Origin of the sequence: Xanthomonas bonasiae (assembly GCF_017163705.1) — a bacterium.
GTDB lineage: Bacteria > Pseudomonadota > Gammaproteobacteria > Xanthomonadales > Xanthomonadaceae > Xanthomonas_A > Xanthomonas_A bonasiae.
The window spans coordinates 98,367-118,580 of the sequence record NZ_JAFIWB010000008.1 but is presented as its reverse complement, the minus strand read 5'-3'; the positions used below and the strand labels follow the sequence as shown (position 1 = coordinate 118,580).

Here is a 20,214-nt window from a genome sequence, read left to right as displayed (position 1 = left end):
GCCGCGGCGGCGGCGCAGGCCGTGTGCGGCGGGTAGGTCGCGATGGAGCGGGTAGGAGTGCGGCCGGCGGCGCGCGGCGCGAGCGGATGCGCCGCTGGCGGACGGACCCTCACCCCAACCCCTCTCCCGGGGGAGAGGGGCTCAAGCGGGGCGCGCGCAGCTCAGAAGCGGTAGGTCAGCTTGGCGTAGTAGCGCGCGCCGAAGTAGCCGACCGGGCTGCCGGTCAGGTACGGCGAGTTGTAGTAGCTGAGGTAGTTCTTCTCGAGGTAGTCGTACGCCGCCGCCGGCACCTTGTCGGGGTATTTGTTGAATACGTTGTCGCCGCCGACGCTGACGGTCAGCTGTTCGGTGGGCCGGAACGTCAGTTCGACGTTGGTCAGCGCCATCGTGCCGATCTTCTGCTTGTAGTACGGCGCGCCGTTGACGTCGACCACGTCGAGCTGGCTCAGCACGCTGTCGGGGAAGATGTCGCCGTTCCACTCGTCGTACGGCGCGATCAGCTGGTACTGCGGGCCATAGACCGCCTCGGTCACGCGCAGGCTGAACTTGCCGATGTTGAAGGTGGCGCCCAGGTTGAACCGGTACTTGGGCGCGTTGTTCTCCAGGTTGATCAGTGTCGCCGCGCTGTACATGGTGGCGCCGCCGAGCACCTCCGGCGCCGGCTTGGCGCTGAGCACTTCGGTCTTGTTGTAGTTGGCCGCCAGCATCCAGTCGATCGAGCCCCAGTCGAACTCGGTGATGTAGTTGGTCACCCAGTCCACGCCGGTGCTGCGCGTCTTCAGCGCATTGTTGAAGATCGCCACCGAGATGTTCTGCCGCGCGGTGGCGTCGAGCGAGCCGCCCGGCGCGGCCGGATCGATGCCGCCGAGATAGCCGAAATCGACCAGCGCCTGGCCCAGCGCGGCGTTGTAGGCGGCGTCGGGCGTGCCGTCGCCGTTCGTGTCGCCCGGCTGGCCGGCCTTGGAATATTCGAAGGTGCCCACGCCGATGCGGTCGGAAATAGTGATGCGGTAGAGATCGAGCGTGCTGTCGAAGTTGGGCATCGGCCGGAACACGAAGCCCAGGCTGTAGTTGGTGCTGGTCTCCGGTTTCAGGCTGCCGAAGCCCAGTGCCGCCGCAGCCGCGCTGTTGGGCTGCAGGGTCGGGGTGGCGCTGGTCGGGCCGACCTGCACCGCCGAGTAATAGCCTTCCTGCAGGGTCGGCGCGCGGAACCCGGTGCTGGCGGTGCCGCGTACCGCGAAGGTGTCGGTGAAGTCGAAGCGCGTGGTCAGCTTGCCGACCACCTTGCTGCCGAAGTCGCTGTAGTCCTCGTAACGCCCGGCCACATCCACCAGCCACTTCTCGGTCGGATTGAACACCACGTCGGCGTAGGCTGCGTAGCTGTGGCGGCTGTAGGAGCCGGTGTTGAACAGCGGGTTGTAGCCGGGGAACGAGGACGCGCCGGCGCCGTAGTACGAGGTCGGATCGCCCGGATCGATGCCGTACTGGTCGCGGCGGTATTCGACGCCGGCGTTGAAGGTCAGCGGCTGCGACAGGCCGACGTCGAAATCGTGCGTGGCGTTGAAGTTGGTGGTCCACTGGCTGGCCCAGAAACTGCCGTCGTAGAAGTCCTCGGGCGAATAGCCGTAGTCCTGCCACAGGCTGAAGTTCATCGAGTTCAGCGTGTACACGTCCATCTCGTTCTTGCCGTAGCTGCTGGAGAAATCCCACGACCAATCGGCCAGCACGCCCTTCAGCCCGGCGGTCAACTCGTAGTCGACCTCGTCGGAGGCCTCGGACGGATTGAAGCCCAGCGGATACTTGTGGCTGACCGCGCCGGTCACCGGATAGACGTAGCCGCCGTCCTGGCTGGGACGGCGGTAGTTCTCCTCCGACTGCGCGGTCTTCTTGCCGTAGCTGCCGAACGCGTAGAACTCCAGCGTGTCGCTCAGCACCACCCCGGAGTTGAAGAACAGCGCCTTGCGGTGCACTTCCGGCGGATTGAGCCAGGCGTTGACGTTGGGGAAGCGCCCGTTGAGGGTCATGCCCTCGACGTCGTCGGCCAGGAAGTCGGCCATGCTCGGATTCACCGCCGTGCAGTCGGCATAGTTGGCCACGCAGTCGGCATAGCTGTACGAACCGAGACGGTACACCGTCTTGCGGTTCTCGACCTCGGCGCTGAGGCTGAAATACGCCGCGTCGCTGCCGAAGCCGATGTTGGCGCCCCACGAATCGGTGCCGCCACCGCCATCCTTGTAGCCCGCGTAACCGGCGTCCACTTCGCCGCCGTCGTGGTTCTTCTTGAGGATGATGTTGATGACCCCGGCGATCGCGTCCGAACCGTACAGCGCGGCGGCGCCGTCGGTCAGCACTTCGACGTGATCGATCGCCGCGGCCGGGATGAACGACAGATCGGCCGAGGCCGCGCCGGTGGTGGTGTTGACGTTGGAGGTGATGTGGCGGCGCTTGCCGTTGACCAGCACCAGGGTGTGGTTGGGCGAGAGATTGCGCAGGCTGGCGGTGAGCGTCTGGCTCGCCATGTCGTTGCCGGTCTGGTTGGCGTTGTACGACGGCACCTGGTTGGCGATGGCATTGATCAGGTCCGGCGCGGCCGACTGCTTGAGCATCTCCGCACTCACCAGTTGGATCGGCGCCGGGCTGTCGGTGACCGCCATGTTGGCCTTGCGCGTGCCGGTCGAAATGACCGTGATCGCATCCAGCGTCTTGGCCTCGCCACCCGGCTCTTCGGCCAGCGCCGGCAGCGCCTGTGCGCCGGCCAGCAGCAGCGTCAGCGTGGCCAGCCCGTGACCGTGCCGTGCATTGCACAGTCCCCTGCATACCGATTCCGCCAGACGATCGGCGTTCAGACGCTTGCTCATGTTCAAGACCCCCGAGGTGACGTGGATGTGGCGTGGATGCGCACCGGTTCCCCGACCGGCGGCGCCGCGATCGCGGCGTGCAGGGACCATAGCCAGCACACGGCACCGGACGACCGGATCCGACGGGTAGGTGCGCCGCGAGCGGGTGGGTGGGGGGTGGCGAGCGCCGAGCCGCGGGTAGTGGCGTTCATCGCCGCGGGGGAGTGGGTTAATCTCGGCCAACGACACTTCGGACCCGACCCATGTTCCAGCCGCGCCGTTGCGTGCAGCGCCAGACGCGGTGGCCGCGTTGATCCATCCAAGCCCGAAATTGCTGCTGCTCGACTTCGACGGCGTGCTGGCGGCCTACTCGCGGGCGGCACGCATCGCGCACCTGGCCACCCATTGCGGCTGCGATCCGGCGCGGGTGCGGGAGGTCCTGTTCGCCTCCGGACTGGAAACCGCCTACGACGGCGGCGCCATCGCCACCGCCGCCTACCTGCAACGGCTAGGCGAAGGCCTTGGCACGCAGGTGGACGAGGCCGCCTGGATCGCCGCACGCGTGGCCGGCAGCCGTGGCGATCCCGGCGTGATCGAACGCGTGCTGGCGCTGGCCGGCAAGGTCGCGCTCGGCGTGCTGACCAACAACGGCCCGCTGATGGCGCAGGCGATCCCGCAGATCGTCCCGGCGCTGTTCCCCCTGCTGCAGGGACGCGTCCTGTGCAGCGGCGCACTCGGCGGACGCAAACCGCAGGCCGAGGTCTACCGGCGCGCGCTCGACCATTTCGGCATCGCCCCGCGGCACGCCCTGTTCATCGACGACCTGTTCGTCAACGTCCGCGGCGCCCGCGCGATCGGCATGCCCGCCGAAACCGCCAGCGGCGCCCGCGCCCTGCGCCGCGCCCTTGCGCGGCACGGCTTGGGCTAGACGACGCTCCTATCGCCGACAGAGCCCGCGTCCGCCGCAGCTGCCATAACGCCCGCGGCCATTCCTGCTGTAGCTGTAGCTGTAGCTGTGGCTGTGGCTGTGGCTGTAGCTGTAGCTGTGGCTGTTGATGCTGCTGTTGCTGTGGCTTTGCTTTACCGGGTTCCCTTACGTAGCGGCGAATAGGACGGGAAAAACCCCGAAGGGGCGGCGCACATGGATGTGCGCCGTTCACGGCAGGGGCAGGATGCCCCTTCCGTGAATCCCGGCCTATTCGCGGACCCGGAGCGCGCAGCGCGGAGGGCGCGAAGTCAGGGTGTGCTTTCTTTTGGTTACTTTTCTTTGCACAAGCAAAGAAAAGTGACTCGCGCAAAGCGCGAAAGCTTTGCTTGTACCGTTGCCGTTGCCGTTGCCGTTGCCGTTGAATCAAAAGCCAACAGACACTCAAACGTCAATCAGGCTCAACGCTTACCGACATAAGCCTGCAGCGCCGCCCGCAACCGCTTCAACCCCTCAGCCATTTCCTGATCGGTGATATTCAACGAAGGCACGAAGCGCAACACATCCGGCCCGGCCTGCAACGTCAACAACCCATGCGCAGCGGCATGATCGAGAATCGCCCCGGCCTGCCCCTCATGCGCCTGGTTCAGCACCGCGCCGAGCATCAAGCCACGCCCGCGCACCTGCGCAAACAGCTTGAAGTCGTCGTTGAGCGCGGCCAACCCCTGCCGCAGCGCCGCCGCCTGCCGCGACACGTTCGCCGCGATCGGCGCCGACGCCAGCTTGCGCAGCGCCACCCGCGCCACCGCCGCGGCCAGCGGATTGCCGCCGAAGGTGCTGCCGTGCGCGCCGAACTGCATCGTCTCGGCCACCTTCGGCCCGGCCAGCAGCGCGCCGATCGGGAAACCGCCGCCCAACGCCTTGGCCAGGGTCACGATGTCCGGCGTCACCTCGTCCTGCCAGTGCGCGAACAAGGTGCCGGTGCGGCCCATGCCGCACTGGATCTCGTCCAGCAGCAGCAGCGCGCCATGGTGGTCGCACAGCGCGCGCACCTGCGCCAGGAAACCCGGCGCGGCCGGCATCACCCCGCCCTCGCCCTGCACCGGCTCGATCATCACCGCGGCCACGTCGCCGGCGGCCATCGCCGTCTCCAACTGCACGATGTCGTTGAAATCTACATAGCGGAAGCCGCCGGGCAGCGGCTCGTAGCCTTCCTGGTACTTCGGCTGCGCGGTGGCGGTGACCGCGGCCAGGGTGCGGCCGTGGAAGCTGCCGCGGAAGGTGACGATGACCCGCCGGTCCGGCGCGCGGCCCTGGCTGGCAGCCCACTTGCGCACCAGCTTGATCGCCGCCTCGTTGGCCTCGCTGCCGGAGTTGCACAGGAACACCCGCTGCGCGAAACGCGACGCGGCGACCAGTTCCTCGGCCAGGCGCAGCGGCGGCTCGCTGTAGAACACGTTGCTGGTGTGCCACAGCTTGCCGGCCTGCTCGAGCAGCGCCGCCGTCAGGTCCGGATCGTTGTGGCCGAGCCCGCACACGGCGATGCCGGCGGACAGGTCGATGTAGTCGCGGCCTTCGCTGTCCCACACCTTGGCGCCCTGGCCGCGCTCCAGCACCAGCTGGCGCGGACGGTAGATCGGCAGGTAGTAGTGCTGGCCGAGGGCGATCAGATCCGCGGCGGAGGAAGCGGTCATCGAAGGGATTCCTGGGAGAAAGCGCACGAGTATAAGACCGCCGGCGCGGCGGCCGCGCGCGGCCGGGCGGGTGTGCGCGGCAGGCGCCTGTGCGGCTACGGCCTGGCACCTGTGCCGGGCGCTGCGGCGCAGTCGGGCGCACACACCGCGCCGTCTGCGCTGGACACCCACGGTGCGCCCAGCGCCGGCAGCCGCGCCACCGCCGCAGGCATGCCGGGATCGGTTGGCGCCCGTCCAGCGCGCAGCGGCGGTGCCGCCAGGAACACGAATCCGTCGGCAACCGGATGCCAGCCCAGTCCGCGCCGGCGCCAACGCAGCACCGGCTGCACCAGCACCCGGTTCGGGGCTACGCCCGGCAGCCGCGCCAGGTCCTGCGCCAGGCGCCGCGCCGCCGCCGCATTGAGGTCGTGCACGCCCCAGGCCAGCAGCGCGCAGCCGCCGCCTGCGGCCGCCTGCGCCCGTGCCGCCAACTGCGCAGCGAGCCCTTCCGCGGCAGTGCGCCCGGCAAGTTCGTCGGGCGTGTAGGCGCGCAGGCGATGGCCTTGCAGGTAGTGGCCGAAGAAGTCCTGCTCGGCCAACCTGCGGTACGGCGCGCTGGAGGGGCCGAACTTATACGGCAGCACCACCGGCAGCACGACATCGCGGCAACCGGGCAGCCGCTGCACGACCTGCGCTGACCCGCGCCAGGCCTCGTTGCGCTGCAACGGGCGGCCGCGCAGCAGCCACAGCTGCGCGCCCACCAGCACGATCAACACGGCCGCGGCGATGCGCCCGCCACGGCTGCGCGCGCTCGGCCCCGCCACGTCGTACAGGCGCGCCAGCAAGGCCCAGGCGAACGGCGCGGCGGTGAGCAGGTTGCGCGCGGAAAACGACGGCGCAATCGCGACGCTCACCACGATCCCGCTCACCACCATGCCGACCAGCACGCAGCCGCACAGCGCCGCGACCCAATCGGCCTGCCCGCAGGTCCGCGCAGGGTCGTGCGGAACCGCGCGCAAGCGCCGCCACACCCAACGGCCCAGCAGCGCGAGCACTGCCAGCATGGTGCCCCCGGACAGCAGGTCGCGGCTGGCGCTGAGCAACTGGACATAGAAGAACCGGGCATCGTTGCGGAACCACAGCTGGTGCACGTCCTGCTGGGTGCAGTGCAGCAACAACAGCACGAAGCCGACATTGAGCGCCAGGATCGCCACGCCGGATACCGCCAGCGCCACGCGCAGACGCGTGTCGCGCTGCGTCGCGATCAGGAACAGCAGCAGCATGCCGACGCACAACAGCAGATAGGCGTGGGTGAAGCTGGCGATCAGTCCCAATACGCTGAGCGCGGCCCAGTGCGCGAACGGGAAGACGTCGCTGGTCTGCGCACGTCGGCGCAACGCGACGGCGCTGCTCAGCAGGCCAGCCGACAGCAGCAGGCACAGCGCATAACTGCGCGCGTTCTGGCTCTGCTCGAACCAGAACACCGACACCGCGCCCGCCGCCAGGGCGAAGGCCAGCGCCGCCGGCGAGAACACGCGCCGCAGGCCGGATCCGAACACGCCCAGCGCCAGCACCGCGGCCACCGCGCTGGGCAGGCGCAGCGCCGCCTCGCCGTTGCCGGCCAGTTGGCTCCACGCATACAGCAGCACGTAGTACAGCGGCGGATGGGTGTCGGTGAGCGCGCGCCGCCACAGTTCGGCCAGGCCCTGGCCGTGGCCCATCACGTGCAGCGTGTACAGTTCGTCGATCCAGTAGTCGCTGGCATCCAGGCCGACGAAGGCGAACACGCAAGCGCAGGCCGCGATCGCGGCGAAGGCCAGTGCCGGCCAGCGCGGCGCCGCGCCGACGACGTTGCGCAGCTCGCTCACTCCTTCATCGCCAGCGGCGACGCTGCGACGGTGTCGCGACTCGGCGCGACGCCGGCCGCGGCATCCTCGGGCCGCCAGGCGCTGCGCTTGGCGGCGTGGTAGTTCCACCCGCCCGCGGCCAGCGCGCCGGCGGCGCCGGCCAGCCACCACGGCAACCGCAGCGCATGCAGGCCGCTGCCGATCAGCTCGCTGAGGATCGCGCCGCCGAGACAGGCCGCATAGAACATCACCATGCCGTGCAGCAGGCGCATGCCGCTCAGGCGCCGATCGCGGAAGGTCAGCAGGTTGTTGCACTGGAAATTCCAGCCCATCGCCGTACAGATCGCCAGCAACTGCGCCAGCCAGAAGGCCGTGCCCAGCATCAGCAACGTGCCCAGCAACAGCAGGTGCACGCCCATGCCGCTGAGTCCGACCGCGAAGAACAGGCTCATGCGCGCCGGCAGCCAGCCGCGCGTGCGCTTTTCCAGCAGCAGTGCGGCCAGGTCGGCGACCACCCGCGCGTCGAGCTTGGAGGCGCCGCCGCGGCGGCGGCGCAGCTGCGTCGGCACCTGCACCGTGTAGGGACGCCGCCGCGCCGAGGCCAGCACGTCGACCAGGATCTTGAAGCCGACGCCGGACAGCTGCGGCCGCACCTGCCGATACCAGGACCGGCGCATCAGGAAGCAACCGCTCATTGGATCGGCCACGCCCAGCCCAAGCAGCGCCTGGCTCAGGCGCACGCCGACGCGGCTGAGCGCATGCCGGTGGCGGCACAGGCCGGAACCGCCCGCCTCCAGATAACGGCTGGCGACCACCACCTCGGCCTCGCTGTCGCGCATGCGCCGCAGCATGCGCGCGATCAGCGCCGGATCGTGCTGGCCGTCGCCGTCCATGATCGCCAGGCAACGGCCGCGGGCGCTGTCCCATCCGGCGATCGCGGCCGAGGCCAGGCCGCGGCCGCCGCGGCGGCGCACCAGGCGCACCGCCGGATTGCCGGCCGCATACGCGGTCACCGCCTGCGCGGTGCGCTCGTCGTCGGAGTCGTCGACCACGATCGCTTCGTAGTCGATGTGCTGCAGATGCGCGGCGAGTTCGCGCAATACCGGACCGATGGCCTCGTGTTCGTTCAAGGTACAGATGACGACGGAGACCGTCGGCGCGGCCTGCAACGCGGCGGGCGAAGACGAGGGCATGGACAGATCCAGGGGCGCGGGGCGAGCGCCGAAGGGTCTGCAGCGGATGTGGCGGCGGATTGCCGTCGCATGCCGGTTTCGTGCATGCATGCGCATACGCCGCAACGCAACGTCACGCGCTGACGCAGAAAATGGCGAAGGCCTGCAAAGGCAAGGACGGCGAGGGTCGCCGCCCGGCTTGATCGGTGATGAACGGCCGGCGCGCGCGAATCGCGGCGGCGATGCCTGCGCGGCGTCTGCCGGTCGCGCAGGCGCGCCTTTGCGCAGCCGCCGCCGGCGCAAAGCCGACCACCCTGCTCTCGATGCGCCCGGCGTGCCCCGGAGCGGTGCCTGCGACAGACTGCGCCCACGGCTGCGACCGTCCGCCATCTCCGCGAGCGGCGCCGCCTGCCGCGCTGCCCTGCCGTCGCCCCCCCCCCCGGGGCCGCTTGCGTGTCCACGCCACCACCATGCCGGCGCCGCGCAAGGCTCCCGCCCGCGGCCGCGCGCAGACGGCGGGTCCGCCGACGCCGGCATCGGGTTAGCATGCGCGGATGCGACTGTTCACCGATCCCCAGCTCGCCCCCGCACGCGAGCACGGCTGGCGGCGACGCTGGTTCGACATCATCTATCGGCACGACACCCGGCCTTCGCGCAATTTCGACCTGCTGCTGGTCGCGGCGATCGTGGCCAGCGTCGCGGTGATCATGGCCGACAGCGTGCCGGCGCTGCACGCACGCTACGCCAGCTCCATGTACGTGCTGGAATGGGCCTTCACTGCGCTGTTCACCGCCGAATACGCGTTGCGACTGATGACGGTGAAGCGGCCGTTGCGCTATGCGCTGAGCTTCTGGGGCGTGATCGATCTGCTATCGACCCTGCCTACCTACATCTCGTTCCTGCTGCCCGGCGCGCAGACGCTGCTGGTGGTGCGGGTGCTGCGGGTGCTGCGGCTGTTCCGCATCCTCAAGCTGACCCGCTACGTCGAGGAGAGCAGCCTGCTGGTCGACGCGCTATGGCGCAGCCGGCGCAAGGTGTTCGTGTTCCTGTTCACCGTCATCACCCTGGTGGTGATCTTCGGTGCGCTGATGTACGTGGTGGAAGGGCCGGCCAACGGTTTCACCAGCATCCCCACCGCCATGTACTGGGCGGTGGTGACGATGGCCACGGTCGGTTTCGGCGACATCGCGCCGCTCACGCCGCTGGGCCGCGCCATCACCTCGGTGCTGATCCTGATCGGCTACAGCATCATCGCCGTGCCTACCGGCATCTACACCGCCGAACTGGCCAACAGCCTGCGCGACGCCGACCGCAGCCGCGTGCCGGATCAACGCACCTGCGCGCACTGCGGCCTGCAAGGCCACGACCGCAGCGCCGGCTACTGCCGGGGCTGCGGCCAGGCGTTGCCCGATCCCGCAGCGCCCTGAGTCCTCACCACACGCCGGTGTTGGGCATCGATGCCCACGGCTCGGCCGGGGCCAGCGCCTCGCCTTTCTGCAGCAGTTCGATCGAGATCAGGTCCGGGCTGCGCACGAAGGCCATGCGCCCGTCGCGCGGCGGGCGGTTGATGACGATGCCCTGCGCCTGCAGGTGCGCGCACAGCGCATAGATGTCGTCGACCTCGAACGCCAGGTGGCCGAAGTTGCGTGCGCTGCCGTAGTCCTCGTCCGACCCCCAGTTGTAGGTCAGCTCGACTTCGGCCTCCGGGTTCTGCGGCGCGCCGAAGTACACCAGGGTGAACTTGCCGGCTTCGTTGTCGATGCGCCGGGTTTCGCTCAGGCCCAGGCCCTCGGTGAAGAATTTGCTGGTCTTCTCCAGATCGTGGACGCGGATCATGGCGTGCAGGTATTTCATCGCGACAACTCCAGTGGATGGGGGAATGGGCAGGACCGCCGCGCCTTGCGGCGTTGCCGCCACGCGCAGCGCGACAGCGGAGTCCTTGCACAGGCGCATAGGGTAGCGCCCGCGGCGTGCAGGCGCAGGCAAGCCGCAGACGCCGCCGCTGCGCCCGCCGCTCAGCGGAAGTAGCAGGCCTTCAACGGCAGCGTGGCCGCGCCGACCGCGCTGGCGTCGGCCATCGCCGCGGCCGGCAGCAGCACCGGCAACGGCCGCGCCTGGCCGCGGCGCGGCTGGTTGTCGATGCGTAGCTGCGGGATCAGGCGCAGCGCCAGATCGCGCGGAATGCGTCCGCCGAACACCACCGCCTGCGGATCGAAGACCGCGGTGATCGCCGAGACGATCAGCGACAGGCCCGGCACCGCGCGCGCGATCCAGCGCTCGATCGTCGGCCAGGACGGGTCGTAGGCCGCCACCAGCGCGCTGACGTCGGCCAGCATTACCCCGTCCTCGCCCAGCATCTGCCGCAGCAGCTCCAGCGTGCCGCGCTCCAGGCCCGGCCCCGGCAGCATGCCGGCGAATTCGCCGGCATTGCCGTGCGCGCCGCGCAGGCAGGCGCCGTCGATCACCACGCCGCCGCCAAGACCGTAGCTGAAATACAGATAGGCGAAGTCGCGATACTGACGGCCGACGCCGAGCAGGCTCTCGCCGACCGCGGCGACGCTGCCGTCGTTGTCCACCCACACCGGCAGGCCCAGCGCGTCGGCGAGCCAGTCGCCGATCGGCAGTTCGCCCAGCGCGCGCAGCGGATCGGGCGGGTTCATGCGCTCGGCGCCATCGACGAAGAACCCGGTCATCGCCACGCCCGCGCCCAGCCGCGGCCCGAGTCCGCGTCCGGCCTCGGCCAGCAGCGCCGCGTCGGCCTCGCGCAACTGCGCCAGCAAGGCCGCCGGCTCGGTCGAACGCAACGGGTGCTCGGCGGTGGCGCGGACCTGGCCGCTGAAGTCCAGCAGTGCCAGCGACAGCGCATCGGTGGCGATCGAATAGCCGACGGTGTGGCCGTGCGCGGGATTGAGCGCGATCGCCGCACCCGGCTTGCCGCGGCCGCCATGCGCCAGCGAAGCGCCGATCAGCACCAGCCCGCGTTCGGCCAGGCCATCGATCAGGCGCACCGCCGATTGCACGGTCAAGCCGGTGATGCGGCTGAGATCGGCACGGGTGACGGTGCCGAACAGGCGCAGGCTGTCGAGCATGCGCCGCTCGTTGTCGCTCAGATCGGCATGCGTGGCATGGGCAGGGCGGGAAGCGCGCGGCAGCGAGACGGCGACGGGAGCGGGCATGAGCGAGGGTCGGCGGAAGGTCGGGAAAGCATAGCGGGCAATGGTGAAATATTTAATTCACCCTTAGTTATTAGAATCCGGCCATCGCCATGGAAGATCGCCTCTTTGCAACGTGGCTGCTCCAGAGACCGCGGCGCTTCTGCATCGGTCCCAGGCCGCACATCCCGCAAGGAAACCCGCCCTGCGGCGACCAATGCAATGGGAGTTTCCAGTCTGGGAACAGAGGGTCGGAGCTGAAACCCTTCCTGCGGGCACCGGCGCGACGAACGCATCGTCGCCGCGCGGCCGGCGCCTGCCCCGCTCAATCCAGGAACAGATCCGGCAACAACGGCTGCGCCGGATCCAGCGCGTAGCCGGACAGGTCGGTCACGCCGGCCGCGGCCAGCACCTCGTCGTCGATCAGGAACTGCCCATGGAACCCGGCCGCGGTGCGCGTCAGCACCGCATGCGCCGCATCGGCCATGATCTCCGGACGCCGGCCGTTGCCCGCATCGACACCGGGAATCATGTTTAGCGCCTCGGTGGCGATCAGCGTGCGCGGCCACAGCGCATTGACCGCCACGCCCTGCGGGCCGAATTCGCCGGCCAGGCCCAGGGTCACGAAGCTCATGCCCATCTTCGCCAGCGTGTAGCCGGTATGCGGCGCCCACCATTTCGGATCCAGCGACGGCGGCGGCGCCAGGGTCAGGATGTGCGGATTGGCGCTGCGCAGCAGATGCGGCAGACAGGCCTGCGCGCACAGGAAGCTGCCGCGCGCATTGACCTGCTGCATCAGGTCGAAGCGCTTCATCGGCGTGTCCAATGCGCCGCGCAGCCAGATGGCGCTGGCGTTGTTGACCAGGATATCGATGCCGCCGAACGCCTCGACCGTCGCCGCCACCGCCGCGCGCACCTGCTCCTCCTCGCGGATGTCGCACTTCAGCGCCAGCGCGCGGCCGCCGGCCGCCTCGACCGCCGCCGCGGCGCTGTGGATGGTGCCGGGCAACTTCGGATTGGGCACCGCCGACTTGGCCGCGATCGCCACATTGGCGCCGTCGCGCGCCGCACGCAGCGCGATCGCCAGACCGATCCCGCGCGAGGCGCCGGTGATGAACAGGGTTTTGCCTTGCAACGTCATGGGATTGGGGATTCGGGATTGGAGATTCGCCGCAGCTTAGCGCTTTTGTCGTCCCCGCCAGGACAGCCCAGACACAGCCATGCGCTTTACCAATCCCGAATCCCCAATCCCCAATCCCGGCACTTCAGGGCTTCGGCCCCTGCCCCTCGTTGTCCTCCCACTTCAGAATGCGCCGGGTGACGAAGCGGTAGACCGGCTTGCCGGTGGCGAACCACAGTTCGCGCACCCAGGAGTGGCGCTTGAGCAGGCGCAGTTCGATCGGGGTCAGCGCCTGCCGGCAGTACATGCGCTTGTGCTTGAGCAGGTGGCGCAGGTCCTCGCGCGCCAGCAGCCGCATCCAGCGCGAACGCGGCGCGCCGCGCACCGCCAGCTGGAAGTCGATCAATGCCGGGCTGCCGTCCTCCAGCACCAGCCAATTCGCTTCCTTGGCCAGATCGTTGTGCGCCACGCCGCGCCGGTGCACCTGTTGCAGCAGGCGCCGTGCGGCACGGAAGTAGGCCAGGTCGCCGCGCGGCGGGCGCTGGTACATGGCGTCGCCGGCCAGGTAGCTGCGGTCCAGGAAGGTGCCGTCCCAACCGCGCAGCTGCGGCGTCGCCGCCATGCCCGACAACTGCTGCAGCGCCCGCGCCTCGCGCCGCGCCAGCCACCAGGCCGGCAGGCGCAGCCACCATGGCGCGGCGGTCAGGTCGCGGCGCACGAACACGCGCTCGCCGTGGCCGTCGGCTTCGCGTACCAGCAGGATGCGTCCGAAGCTGTCGGACTTGAGGATCTGGGTGGAAGCGGCCGGCGCGCGTGTCATCGCGCCAGTTTAAGCGGAACGCCATGCTCGCCCACTTATAATCCCCCCATGAATGCATCATGGATCGACGCCACGCTGGAGTGGGTCGCAACGCATCCCATCCTGGCCGGCGCGGTCATCTTCGCGATCGCGTTCTGCGACGCGGTCATCGTGCTGGGCACCATCGTGCCGGCGTTGCCGCTGCTGTTCGCGATCGGCGTGCTGATCGGATTGGGCCAGATCTCCGGCCCGTACGCGGTGGTCAGCGCCGCCCTCGGCGCGCTGGCCGGCGATGCGCTCAGCTACTGGGTCGGCCACCGCTGGGGCCACCAGTTGCGCAACTACTGGCCGTTCCGGCGCTATCCGCAGCTGCTGGATCGCGGCGAGGTGATGTTCCGCCGCAATGCCTTCAAGAGCATCCTGGTGGCGCGCTACGTCGGCGCGATCCGTCCGTTCGTGCCGGCCGTGGCGGGGATGATGAAGATGCCGCTGCGCCGCTACTTCGTCGCCAGCGGCGTCGCCGCGGTGACCTGGGCGCTGCTGTTCCTGGGCCCGGGCTGGCTGCTCGGCCAGGCCTACGACGCGGTGGCCGCGGTCGCCGGGCGCCTGTTCCTGGTGCTGGGCCTGCTGGTGCTGGCGCTGGGCCTGGTCTGGGCGATCGTGCTGTACGGCTATCGCTGGTCGGCCGGGCACATGGACGCGCTGCTGGCGCGCGGCCTGGACTGGTCGCGCCGGCACCCGGTGCTGGGCCGCTATTCGATCGCGGTGTTCGACCCGCAACGGCGCGAGTCGGTACCGCTGGCGATGCTGGCGGTGATGCTGCTGGCGCTGGGCTGGGGCTGGTTCGCGCTGCTGATGGTGGTGGTCGGCCACGGCGAGCCGCTGCGGCTGGACCTGGCGGTGCACGACCTGATGCTGGCACTGCGCAATCCGCTGGCCGACTACCCGATGACCGCGCTGGCCTCGCTCGGCGACTGGCAGGTGCTGGTGCCGGCCACCACGCTGGGCCTGATCTACCTGATCTGGCGCCAGCGCTGGATGGCCGCGGCGCACTGGCTGGCGGCGCTGGCCTTCGGCCTGGCGCTGACCAAGCTGCTCGGCACCACCGTGCACGTGGTGCGCCCGCCGGCGGCCAGCAGCGGTTTCGGCTTCCCGTCGGTGGCGGTGACCATGGCTACGATCAGCTTCGGCTTCTTTGCCGTGCTGATCGCGCGCGAACTGCCCGGGCGCTCGCGGGTGTGGCCGTACCTGCTGTCGGGCGTGGTGGTGACCCTGATCGGCTTCGCCCGCCTGTACCTGGGCGCGCACTGGCTCAGCGACGTGGTCGGCGGCATGCTGTTCGGCATCTTCTGGCTGCTGGTCCTGGGCATCGCCTACCGCCGCCGCTTCAACCGCGCGTTCTGGATGAAGCCGCTGGCCTGGCTGTTCTATGGCGGCTTCGTCGCCGCGGCGCTGTGGTACGCGCCGCGCAACCTGGAGCAGAAGCTGGCCAAGTTCGAACCGCCGCCGCCGGTGCTGATGGATCTGGCCGCCACCACGTGGTGGCAGGACGAATGGCGGCTGCTGCCATCGCGGCGCAACGAGTTCGACGACGACCAGCGCTGGCCGCTGGACCTGCAGGTGGCCGGACCGCTGGCGCCGCTGCAGCGCCAGCTCGAAGCCGCCGGCTGGCGCGTGCAGCCGCAAGCCGGCTGGCAGCAGGCGCTGCAGTTGCTCGACTACAAGACCCAGGCCGAACGCGTCCCGGTGCTGCCGGCGACGCTGGACACCCGGGTGGAATCGCTGCTGATGCTGCGCAGCGGACCGCGCCCCGGCGAACTCTATGCATTGCGCCTGTGGCCGGCCCCGGCGCGGCTGCAACCGGGCAACGTGCCGCTGTGGCTGGGCAGCGCGCAGAGCCTGCGCTACGAACGCCACTTCAACCTGATCGGCCTGTGGCGCCCGCTGCGCGGCGCCGATCCCGCGCTCAACGCCGTCACCGACGCGCTGCACGCGCTGCCCACGCGCAAGGACATGCATCGCCCGTCGGATGTGCCGGTATTGCTGGTGCGCAGCGAGGGCGAGGCGCCAGTCGCGGCGCCCTGAGCGCTTTCGCGATCGGCCGAAGACCAAGGCCACCCGGTGTGCCGTGCCGCCCATCATGGCCAGGAGCACCCGCTCCCAGCCATGTGGGCGAACGGCGATGCATGCAGGAATGCATTCGATTGGCCTCGTGCCATCGCCCCGCGACGTTTGCGCGACCGCGCAATCCCATACGTCGTATATCGCATCCGGCTCCCGGCCCCCGGCTCCACTCCGGACCGCAGCGCAGTGCTACGTCCAACTCCACGCCGCAGCAGACACGCGAACACACAGCGAGACGCGCCCTCGTGCTCCGAGTCAGATGCCGTCGAGACGACGGCCGGCTTGCGCGCCGTTCATGGCCAGAGCGGCCTCGATCGCGACAGATAGTCCAGGTAGAGCGCGTCGCGACTAAAGTCGCTCCCACAAACAGGCATTACCGGACGAACATGCTGCTGTAAACCGCAGGCTGCGCTCAACGCATCCGCCGCCAGCACTCCTGCGAATCCCGAATCCCCAATCCCGGCTTCAAGGAATCCACCCCAGCAACTGCTCCAGCCGCTCGTGCGGATCGTCTTCCTGCAGCAGCGCCAGGCGCTGGCGCTCGTCCAGCGGCAACAGTTCGGCCAGGCGCCAGCCGACCCAGGCGGCCTGGTCGAGCAGGCGCGGGCCGACCACCAAATACACATCGGCGGCCTGGTCCAGGATGCTGTCCAGCACGGTCGACAACAGCGCGTGCTGCGGCTGCAACTCGTCGTCCTCGTCCGGCGCGCGCCAGTGCACGTCGCCGACCACCAGGCCGTTGTCGCGGACCCGGCTGCGCAACACGTGAAAGCGGCGTTCGCCGCGCAGGCTCAGCACCAGCACGCCGTCGGCACCGACATCGAAATCGACGATGCGCGCTTCGGTGCCGTACGCCGCCGGCACGGCCGGGACGCCGGTCTCGGCGCCCTCCAGAATCAGACACACGCCGAAGCCGCTGCCGCTGCGACCGCAGTCGCGCACCATGTCCAGGTAGCGGCGTTCGAACACGCGCAGCTTGATCGACGCACCCGGCAGCAGCACCGCATGCAGCGGGAACAGCGCCAGCGTGCTGCGCTCCTCGCTCATGCAGGCGCCCCACTGCACGGCACGACGCTCATTGCAGCGCCGCCAGGAAGCGCCGCGGCGCACCGTCGAAGCCGCCGTTGGACATGAACACCACATGGTCGCCGGCACGCGCCTGCGCCTGCAGCGCCGCCAGCAGCGCATCCACGTCCGCGGCGGCGCAGGCCTGGCCGCGGACCGCGGCGATCACCTTGCCGGCGTCCCAGGCCAGCTCCGGCCGCTGCAGGAACACCACCGCATCGGCCGCCTCCAGCGCCGGCGCCAGCGCTTCGGCATGCGCGCCCAGCCGCATCGAATTGCTGCGCGGCTCCATCGCCACCACGATGCGCGCCGCGCCCACGTTCGCGCGCAGCCCTTCCAGGGTGGTGCGGATCGCGGTGGGGTGATGCGCGAAATCGTCGTAGACGGTGATGCCCTGCGCCTGGCCGAGCACTTCCAGGCGCCGCTTGACGCTGCGGAACTGCGCCAGCGCCGGCATCACCTGCGCCGGCGCCACGCCGACCGCGTGCGCGGCGGCCAGCGCCGCCAGCGCGTTCATCACGTTGTGCCGGCCGAGCAGCGGCCAGCGCACTTCGCCCAGTTCCTGGCCGCGGTGCAAGACAGCGAAATGGCTGCCGTCGGCGGCGAGCGGACGCGCGCTCCATTCGAACGCCGGATCGAAGCCGAAGCGCTCCACCGGCGTCCAGCAGCCCATCGCCAGCACCTCGCGCAGATGCGCGTCCTCGCCGTTGACGATGAGCCGGCCGCGCCGCGGCACGGTGCGCACCAGATGGTGGAACTGGCGCTGGATCGCGGCGACGTCGGGGAAGATGTCGGCGTGGTCGTACTCGAGGTTGTTGAGGATCGCCACCAGCGGCCGGTAGTGCACGAACTTGCTGCGCTTGTCGAAGAACGCGGTGTCGTACTCGTCGGCCTCGACCACGAACAGCGGCCGCTCCTGCGCGGCTGCGGCTGCGGTTTCGCTGACAAGCGTGCGCGGGCCGGTGGCGACCGCTGCGTGCTGGCGCGCAACGACGGCCTCGGCGACCGGATCGCGATGCGCACCGCCGGCCGAAGACGCCGTGCCGCCCAAACGTGCGGACACGCCGAAATCCTCGGCCACGCCGCCGATCAGGAACCCCGGCTCGCGGCCAGCCGCCTGCAGCAGCCAGGTCAGGATGCTCGTCGTGGTGGTCTTGCCATGGGTGCCGGCCACCGCCAGCGTGTCGCGCCCGGGCAGCACCCGCTCGCTCAGCCACTGCGCGCCGGAGGTATAGGCACGGCCGGAATCCAGCACCGCCTCGACCGCGGCATTGCCGCGCGACAGCGCGTTGCCGACGATCACCTGCGCGCAGTCGGCCCCGATGTGCTCGGGCAGGTAACCCTGCTTCAGCGCGATGCCCAGGTGCTCCAGTTGCGTGGACATCGGCGGATAGATCGCCTGGTCGCTGCCTTCGACCTCATCGCCGAGTTCGCGCGCCAGCGCGGCGACACCGCCCATGAACGTACCGGCGATGCCGAGAATATGGATCTTGCTCATGGCGCGATTGTCGCCGATCCCCCGACGCGCGCAAACCGGCACGCTGCGGCTGCCGGCCCGCGGCGCGGCGCCGCCGAAGGGCGAACGCCCACGCCCGGCCCTCGAAACGGCGGCCACGTCAAGTTAGGAAATCCCCCACACCCCCCGAAGAAAGTTCCCGATAGGCAAGTCGGGAGCCAACATCGAAAATGAACAAGCCAGCCGCAACACCCTACGGTCCTACTCCCCAAGAGGCCATCCCCAAGGGAGCTCATGTTGTGGGGCCCTGAGCAAGCCCGTTCGCTGGCACCTAACGTTTCCGGCCTCCCGCCCGCGTCCACGCGTGGCGGGAGGCATGGTTTGTTTTGCCCTGCCCGCCCTTGGCGACGGATATAGCTGGATCCTGGCGCAGAACGCGGCTCGCCGACCAGGTGGCACGGACGCGCGGCAGCCGGAGTGGGTCGACGCCCTGGCGGGCTTGAGCCCTGCGCGCGCGCCGCACACGCCGGCCTTGCGTCCCTTTATCCCTTGCAGCAGCGGTTTCAACCCCGACAAGCGCAGTGTGAGAGGTGCGGACTTCGGACACAGCCTGTCGGGGCTGAAGCCCCTCCTACAGTGCACCCAGTCAGCTTGCCGCAAGTCCCTGTAGGAGCGGCTTCAGCCGCGACGAGCACAGCGGCGTGCTTCCCGGCCGCGCAATGCGTCGGGACTGAAGTCCCTCCCACAGTGCACCCAGTGAGCAGGCCGCAAGTCCCTTAGGGAGCGACTCCGATGGCCTCGCTATCGGTCGCGACGAACGAAGCGGCAAACCTGACACGGCGTCAGGCAGTGCGGGGGCCGAAGCACTCCCCACAACGCACCCAACCACCAAGCGCATTTTTTCCCTGTAGGGGCGGCTTCAACCGCGATCAGCGCAGCAGCGCGCCTTCCGAGGTCGGAAACCGTCGGGGCCGAAGCCCCTCCTACAGTGCACCCAGTCAGCTTGCCGCAAGTCCCTGTAGGAGCGGCTTCAGCCGCGACGAGCGAAACGGCGTGCTTTCCGGCGGCGCAATGCGTCGGGACTGAAGTCCCTCCGACAGTGCATCCGGTGAGCAGGCCACAAGTCCCTTAGGGAGCGACTCCGATGGCCTCGCTATCGGTCGCGACGAACGAAGCGGCAGACCTGACACGGCGTCGGGCAGTGCGCGGGCCGAAGCACGCCCACGACGCACCCAACCCACCAAGCGCATATTCCCTGTAGGAGCGGTTTCAACCGCGACCAGCGCAGCAGCGCGCCTTCCGAGGTCGGAAGCCGTCGGGGCTGAAGCCCCTCCTACAGTGCGCCCAGCACGATGGCGGCAGGCCTGCGAAGCAGGGGCTACGGATGCGTCGGACCAGCAGGCGCGCCGAGCGCCGCAGCGAGGCGGCCGCTCGACGCAGGGCCGGCTCAGCGGCCGATCGCCGCCAGGATGCGCGTCAGCACGTCGTCCAGCGAACCGACGCCGTCCACGCGCGCCAGGGTGCCACGCTTGTCGTAGAAACCGATCACCGGCGCGGTCGAATCGTTGTACACCTGCAGGCGCTTGCGCACCGACTCGGGGTTGTCGTCTTCGCGGCCTTCGGCCTTGGCGCGGCCTGCGATGCGCTCGACCAGCAGTTCGGTGGCCACGTCCAACTGCACCACCGCGTCCAGCGGCTGGCCGATCTTGGCCAGCAGTTCGTCCAGCGCCGAGGCCTGGGCCAGGTTGCGTGGATAGCCGTCGAGGATGAAACCGTTGGCGACGTCGTCGCGGCCGAGCCGCGATTCGAGCATGCCAAGCAGGATATCGTCGGAAACCAGGTCGCCGCGCGCCATCACTTCCTTGGCCTGCACGCCCAGCGGAGTGCCGGCGGCGACTTCGGCGCGCAGCAGGTCGCCGGTGGAAATGTGCGGGATCTGCAGCTTGTCCTTCAGGCGGCTCGCCTGCGTGCCCTTGCCCGATCCGGGCGGTCCCAACAGAACCAATCGCATCAACCTGACTCCTCGAGGAAATTACCGTGCGCG

General features: G+C 69.6%; 14 protein-coding genes. 3 read left to right on the top strand and 11 right to left on the bottom strand.

Annotated elements, in window-relative coordinates:
- Window positions 1-161: 161 nt before the first annotated feature.
- Complete coding sequence (locus JR064_RS10135) at window positions 162-2,858, bottom strand: TonB-dependent receptor plug domain-containing protein (protein ID WP_241092981.1); 2,697 nt, start codon at window positions 2,856-2,858, stop codon at window positions 162-164.
- Between the two features lie 292 nt (window positions 2,859-3,150).
- Here JR064_RS10135 and JR064_RS10130 point away from each other — a divergent pair, with 292 nt between their 5' ends.
- The gene (locus JR064_RS10130) at window positions 3,151-3,765 is read left to right on the top strand and encodes an HAD-IA family hydrolase (protein WP_206229657.1); all 615 of its coding nucleotides are present in this window, start codon (window positions 3,151-3,153) and stop codon (window positions 3,763-3,765) included.
- A gap of 458 nt (window positions 3,766-4,223) precedes the next feature.
- Here the strand turns inward: JR064_RS10130 and JR064_RS10125 are convergent, their stop codons facing one another.
- From JR064_RS10125 to JR064_RS10115, 3 genes are all read right to left on the bottom strand, one after another.
- Window positions 4,224-5,456, bottom strand: a complete 1,233-nt coding sequence (locus JR064_RS10125; RefSeq protein WP_206229631.1) for an acetylornithine transaminase — start codon at window positions 5,454-5,456, stop codon at window positions 4,224-4,226.
- Between the two features lie 95 nt (window positions 5,457-5,551).
- Window positions 5,552-7,303, bottom strand: coding sequence for a glycosyltransferase family 39 protein (locus JR064_RS10120; protein WP_206229630.1), 1,752 nt, complete (start codon window positions 7,301-7,303; stop codon window positions 5,552-5,554).
- The gene (locus JR064_RS10115; RefSeq protein WP_206229629.1) at window positions 7,300-8,475 is read right to left on the bottom strand and encodes a glycosyltransferase; all 1,176 of its coding nucleotides are present in this window, start codon (window positions 8,473-8,475) and stop codon (window positions 7,300-7,302) included. Before JR064_RS10115 ends, JR064_RS10120 begins: the two co-directional genes overlap by 4 nt.
- Before the next feature lie 533 nt (window positions 8,476-9,008).
- Here JR064_RS10115 and JR064_RS10110 point away from each other — a divergent pair.
- On the top strand, window positions 9,009-9,881 hold the full coding sequence (locus JR064_RS10110) for an ion transporter (protein ID WP_179567001.1): 873 nt from the start codon (window positions 9,009-9,011) through the stop codon (window positions 9,879-9,881).
- A gap of 4 nt (window positions 9,882-9,885) precedes the next feature.
- On the opposite strand, the gene JR064_RS10105 is transcribed toward JR064_RS10110, so the two are convergent.
- The 4 genes from JR064_RS10105 to JR064_RS10090 form a co-directional block, all read right to left on the bottom strand.
- A complete protein-coding gene (locus JR064_RS10105) occupies window positions 9,886-10,308 on the bottom strand; it encodes a VOC family protein (protein ID WP_179567002.1) in 423 nt (140 codons plus the stop codon).
- A gap of 161 nt (window positions 10,309-10,469) precedes the next feature.
- Window positions 10,470-11,630 carry an ROK family transcriptional regulator gene (locus JR064_RS10100; RefSeq protein ID WP_425510287.1) on the bottom strand — a complete coding sequence of 387 codons (1,161 nt, stop codon included), beginning with the start codon at window positions 11,628-11,630 and terminating at the stop codon, window positions 10,470-10,472.
- A 301-nt stretch (window positions 11,631-11,931) separates the two neighbouring features.
- Window positions 11,932-12,747: an SDR family oxidoreductase gene (locus JR064_RS10095; RefSeq protein WP_206229628.1), complete on the bottom strand. Its 816-nt coding sequence runs from the start codon at window positions 12,745-12,747 to the stop codon at window positions 11,932-11,934.
- Between the two features lie 124 nt (window positions 12,748-12,871).
- Complete coding sequence (locus JR064_RS10090) at window positions 12,872-13,546, bottom strand: serine/threonine-protein kinase (RefSeq protein WP_206229627.1); 675 nt, start codon at window positions 13,544-13,546, stop codon at window positions 12,872-12,874.
- 48 nt (window positions 13,547-13,594) lie between these two features.
- Here JR064_RS10090 and JR064_RS10085 point away from each other — a divergent pair, with 48 nt between their 5' ends.
- On the top strand, window positions 13,595-15,610 hold the full coding sequence (locus JR064_RS10085) for a bifunctional DedA family/phosphatase PAP2 family protein (RefSeq protein ID WP_206229626.1): 2,016 nt from the start codon (window positions 13,595-13,597) through the stop codon (window positions 15,608-15,610).
- 504 nt (window positions 15,611-16,114) lie between these two features.
- Here JR064_RS10085 and JR064_RS10080 read toward each other — a convergent pair.
- From JR064_RS10080 to JR064_RS10070, 3 genes are all read right to left on the bottom strand, one after another.
- On the bottom strand, window positions 16,115-16,696 hold the full coding sequence (locus JR064_RS10080) for an LON peptidase substrate-binding domain-containing protein (protein ID WP_206229625.1): 582 nt from the start codon (window positions 16,694-16,696) through the stop codon (window positions 16,115-16,117).
- 28 nt (window positions 16,697-16,724) lie between these two features.
- Window positions 16,725-18,212 (bottom strand): UDP-N-acetylmuramate:L-alanyl-gamma-D-glutamyl-meso-diaminopimelate ligase, encoded by a 1,488-nt coding sequence (mpl, locus tag JR064_RS10075; RefSeq protein WP_206229624.1) that lies wholly within the window; start codon window positions 18,210-18,212, stop codon window positions 16,725-16,727.
- Between the two features lie 1,405 nt (window positions 18,213-19,617).
- On the bottom strand, window positions 19,618-20,181 hold the full coding sequence (locus JR064_RS10070; protein WP_179567021.1) for an adenylate kinase: 564 nt from the start codon (window positions 20,179-20,181) through the stop codon (window positions 19,618-19,620).
- Window positions 20,182-20,214: the final 33 nt, after the last annotated feature.